Annotated in this window: 2 tRNA genes and 3 rRNA genes; all 5 read left to right on the forward strand. The window is 49.4% G+C overall.

Going from position 1 to position 5,245, the window contains the following annotated elements:
- Window positions 1-50: 50 nt before the first annotated feature.
- The 5 genes from B7708_RS00175 (at window position 51) to rrf (ending at window position 5,245) form a co-directional block, all read left to right on the forward strand.
- A tRNA-Glu gene (locus B7708_RS00175) sits at window positions 51-122 on the forward strand.
- A 232-nt stretch (window positions 123-354) separates the two neighbouring features.
- A 16S ribosomal RNA gene (locus B7708_RS00180) occupies window positions 355-1,901 on the forward strand.
- Window positions 1,902-1,952: 51 nt separating this feature from the next.
- Window positions 1,953-2,025, forward strand: a tRNA-Ala gene (locus tag B7708_RS00185).
- Window positions 2,026-2,149: 124 nt separating this feature from the next.
- Window positions 2,150-5,052: ribosomal RNA gene (locus tag B7708_RS00190) — 23S ribosomal RNA — on the forward strand.
- Window positions 5,053-5,129: 77 nt separating this feature from the next.
- A 5S ribosomal RNA gene (gene rrf, locus B7708_RS00195) occupies window positions 5,130-5,245 on the forward strand.
- Together the 16S, 23S and 5S rRNA genes with 2 tRNA genes alongside form the textbook arrangement of a ribosomal RNA operon.

Genomic DNA, 5,245 nt, shown 5'->3' on the forward strand with positions numbered 1-5,245 from the left:
CTTGACAAAGTTTGAAAAGTAGGTATAATAGAAAGAGTTGAAAAACTCAAGGTCCGTTGGTCAAGGGGTTAAGACACCGCCTTTTCACGGCGGTAACACGGGTTCGAATCCCGTACGGACTATGGGTGTATTGCAGAGACGAAAAAAGTAAAAAAAGTTTCAAAAAAGTGTTGACATAGGTCAACAGCTGTGATATACTAATATAGTTGTCGCTTGAGAGAGATTGAGTGACAAAGACCTTTGAAAACTGAACAAGACGAACCAATGTGCAGGGCACTATAACAAAGGTTATAGTACTGAACAATGAAAAAACAATAAATCTGTCAGTGACAGAAATGAGTGAGAACTCAAACTTTTAATGAGAGTTTGATCCTGGCTCAGGACGAACGCTGGCGGCGTGCCTAATACATGCAAGTAGAACGCTGAAGGAGGAGCTTGCTTCTCTGGATGAGTTGCGAACGGGTGAGTAACGCGTAGGTAACCTGCCTGGTAGCGGGGGATAACTATTGGAAACGATAGCTAATACCGCATAATAGCAGTTATTGCATGATAACTGTTTGAAAGGTGCAATTGCACCACTACCAGATGGACCTGCGTTGTATTAGCTAGTTGGTGGGGTAACGGCTCACCAAGGCGACGATACATAGCCGACCTGAGAGGGTGATCGGCCACACTGGGACTGAGACACGGCCCAGACTCCTACGGGAGGCAGCAGTAGGGAATCTTCGGCAATGGACGGAAGTCTGACCGAGCAACGCCGCGTGAGTGAAGAAGGTTTTCGGATCGTAAAGCTCTGTTGTAAGAGAAGAACGAGTGTGAGAGTGGAAAGTTCACACTGTGACGGTATCTTACCAGAAAGGGACGGCTAACTACGTGCCAGCAGCCGCGGTAATACGTAGGTCCCGAGCGTTGTCCGGATTTATTGGGCGTAAAGCGAGCGCAGGCGGTTAGATAAGTCTGAAGTTAAAGGCTGTGGCTTAACCATAGTACGCTTTGGAAACTGTTTAACTTGAGTGCAAGAGGGGAGAGTGGAATTCCATGTGTAGCGGTGAAATGCGTAGATATATGGAGGAACACCGGTGGCGAAAGCGGCTCTCTGGCTTGTAACTGACGCTGAGGCTCGAAAGCGTGGGGAGCAAACAGGATTAGATACCCTGGTAGTCCACGCCGTAAACGATGAGTGCTAGGTGTTAGACCCTTTCCGGGGTTTAGTGCCGCAGCTAACGCATTAAGCACTCCGCCTGGGGAGTACGACCGCAAGGTTGAAACTCAAAGGAATTGACGGGGGCCCGCACAAGCGGTGGAGCATGTGGTTTAATTCGAAGCAACGCGAAGAACCTTACCAGGTCTTGACATCCCTCTGACCGCTCTAGAGATAGAGTTTTCCTTCGGGACAGAGGTGACAGGTGGTGCATGGTTGTCGTCAGCTCGTGTCGTGAGATGTTGGGTTAAGTCCCGCAACGAGCGCAACCCCTATTGTTAGTTGCCATCATTCAGTTGGGCACTCTAGCGAGACTGCCGGTAATAAACCGGAGGAAGGTGGGGATGACGTCAAATCATCATGCCCCTTATGACCTGGGCTACACACGTGCTACAATGGCTGGTACAACGAGTCGCAAGTCGGTGACGGCAAGCTAATCTCTTAAAGCCAGTCTCAGTTCGGATTGTAGGCTGCAACTCGCCTACATGAAGTCGGAATCGCTAGTAATCGCGGATCAGCACGCCGCGGTGAATACGTTCCCGGGCCTTGTACACACCGCCCGTCACACCACGAGAGTTTGTAACACCCGAAGTCGGTGAGGTAACCTTTTAGGAGCCAGCCGCCTAAGGTGGGATAGATGATTGGGGTGAAGTCGTAACAAGGTAGCCGTATCGGAAGGTGCGGCTGGATCACCTCCTTTCTAAGGATAAGGAACTGCGCATTGGTCTTGTTTAGTCTTGAGAGGTCTTGTGGGGCCTTAGCTCAGCTGGGAGAGCGCCTGCTTTGCACGCAGGAGGTCAGCGGTTCGATCCCGCTAGGCTCCATTGGTGAGAGATCACCAAGTAATGCACATTGAAAATTGAATATCTATATCAAATAGTAACAAGAAAATAAACCGAAAACGCTGTAGTATTAATAAGAGTTACTGACTGAAAGGTCAGAAAATAAGGTTAAGTTAATAAGGGCGCACGGTGGATGCCTTGGCACTAGGAGCCGAAGAAGGACGTGACAAACGACGATATGCCTTGGGTAGCTGTAAGTAAGCGATGATCCAGGGATTTCCGAATGGGGGAACCCAACAGGTACTACCTGTTACCCATATCTGTTAAGGATGTGAGGAGGAAGACGCAGTGAACTGAAACATCTAAGTAGCTGCAGGAAGAGAAAGCAAAAGCGATTGCCTTAGTAGCGGCGAGCGAAACGGCAGGAGGGCAAACCGAAGAGTTTACTCTTCGGGGTTGTAGGACTGCAATGTGGACTCAAAGATTATAGAAGAATGATTTGGGAAGATCAGCCAAAGAGAGTAATAGCCTCGTATTTAAAATAGTCTTTGTACCTAGCAGTATCCTGAGTACGGCGGGACACGAGAAATCCCGTCGGAATCTGGGAGGACCATCTCCCAACCCTAAATACTCCCTAGTGACCGATAGTGAACCAGTACCGTGAGGGAAAGGTGAAAAGCACCCCGGGAGGGGAGTGAAATAGAACCTGAAACCGTGTGCCTACAACAAGTTCGAGCCCGTTAATGGGTGAGAGCGTGCCTTTTGTAGAATGAACCGGCGAGTTACGATATGATGCGAGGTTAAGTTGAAGAGACGGAGCCGCAGGGAAACCGAGTCTGAATAGGGCGAATTAGTATCATGTCGTAGACCCGAAACCATGTGACCTACCCATGAGCAGGTTGAAGGTGCGGTAAGACGCACTGGAGGACCGAACCAGGGCACGTTGAAAAGTGCTTGGATGACTTGTGGGTAGCGGAGAAATTCCAAACGAACTTGGAGATAGCTGGTTCTCTCCGAAATAGCTTTAGGGCTAGCGTCGACATAAAGATTCTTGGAGGTAGAGCACTGTTTGGGTGAGGGGTCCATCCCGGATTACCAATCTCAGATAAACTCCGAATGCCAATGAATTATGGTCGGCAGTCAGACTGCGAGTGCTAAGATCCGTAGTCGAAAGGGAAACAGCCCAGACCACCAGCTAAGGTCCCAAAATAATTGTTAAGTGGAAAAGGATGTGGGGTTGCACAGACAACTAGGATGTTAGCTTAGAAGCAGCTATTCATTCAAAGAGTGCGTAATAGCTCACTAGTCGAGTGACCCTGCGCCGAAAATGTACCGGGGCTAAAACAATTTACCGAAGCTGTGGATACCTTTATAGGTATGGTAGGAGAGCGTTCTATGTGTGATGAAGGTGTACCGTGAGGAGTGCTGGAACGCATAGAAGTGAGAATGCCGGTATGAGTAGCGAAAGACAGGTGAGAATCCTGTCCACCGTAAGACTAAGGTTTCCAGGGGAAGGCTCGTCCGCCCTGGGTTAGTCGGGACCTAAGGAGAGACCGAAAGGTGTATCCGATGGACAACAGGTTGATATTCCTGTACTAGAGTATGTAGTGATGGAGGGACGCAGTAGGCTAACTAAAGCAGACGATTGGAAGTGTCTGTCTAAGCAGTGAGGTGTGAATTGAGTTAAATGCTTAGTTCTATAACATTGAGCTGTGATGGGGAGCGAAGTTTAGTAGCGAAGTTAGTGACGTCACACTGCCAAGAAAAGCTTCTAGCGTTTAAACATACTCTACCCGTACCGCAAACCGACACAGGTAGTCGAGGCGAGTAGCCTCAGGTGAGCGAGAGAACTCTCGTTAAGGAACTCGGCAAAATGACCCCGTAACTTCGGGAGAAGGGGTGCTGACTTTAAGTCAGCCGCAGTGAATAGGCCCAAGCAACTGTTTATCAAAAACACAGCTCTCTGCTAAATCGTAAGATGATGTATAGGGGGTGACGCCTGCCCGGTGCTGGAAGGTTAAGAGGAGTGCTTAGCGGTAACGCGAAGGTATGAATTGAAGCCCCAGTAAACGGCGGCCGTAACTATAACGGTCCTAAGGTAGCGAAATTCCTTGTCGGGTAAGTTCCGACCCGCACGAAAGGCGTAATGATTTGGGCACTGTCTCAACGAGAGACTCGGTGAAATTTTAGTACCTGTGAAGATGCAGGTTACCCGCGACAGGACGGAAAGACCCCATGGAGCTTTACTGCAGTTTGATATTGAGTGTCTGTACCACATGTACAGGATAGGTAGGAGTCTATGAGATCGGGACGCCAGTTTCGAAGGAGACGTTGTTGGGATACTACCCTTGTGTTATGGCCACTCTAACCCGGATAGGTTATCCCTATCGGAGACAGTGTCTGACGGGCAGTTTGACTGGGGCGGTCGCCTCCTAAAAGGTAACGGAGGCGCCCAAAGGTTCCCTCAGAATGGTTGGAAATCATTCGCAGAGTGTAAAGGTATAAGGGAGCTTGACTGCGAGAGCTACAACTCGAGCAGGGACGAAAGTCGGGCTTAGTGATCCGGTGGTTCCGCATGGAAGGGCCATCGCTCAACGGATAAAAGCTACCCTGGGGATAACAGGCTTATCTCCCCCAAGAGTTCACATCGACGGGGAGGTTTGGCACCTCGATGTCGGCTCGTCGCATCCTGGGGCTGTAGTCGGTCCCAAGGGTTGGGCTGTTCGCCCATTAAAGCGGCACGCGAGCTGGGTTCAGAACGTCGTGAGACAGTTCGGTCCCTATCCGTCGCGGGCGTAGGAAATTTGAGAGGATCTGCTCCTAGTACGAGAGGACCAGAGTGGACTTACCGCTGGTGTACCAGTTGTCTTGCCAAAGGCATCGCTGGGTAGCTATGTAGGGAAGGGATAAACGCTGAAAGCATCTAAGTGTGAAACCCACCTCAAGATGAGATTTCCCATGATTTTATATCAGTAAGAGCCCTGAGAGATGATCAGGTAGATAGGTTAGAAGTGGAAGTGTGGTGACACATGTAGCGGACTAATACTAATAGCTCGAGGACTTATCCAAAGTAACTGAGAAAACTTAGCGTATGGTTTTTCTAATTATTTGATAGATATTCAATTTTGAGTAGGTATTACTCAGAGTTAAGTGACGATAGCCTAGGAGATACACCTGTACCCATGCCGAACACAGCAGTTAAGCCCTAGAACGCCGGAAGTAGTTGGGGGTTGCCCCCTGTGAGATATGGAAGTCGCTTAGC

The organism is Streptococcus oralis subsp. dentisani, from assembly GCF_002096615.1.
Lineage (GTDB): Bacteria > Bacillota > Bacilli > Lactobacillales > Streptococcaceae > Streptococcus > Streptococcus oralis_U.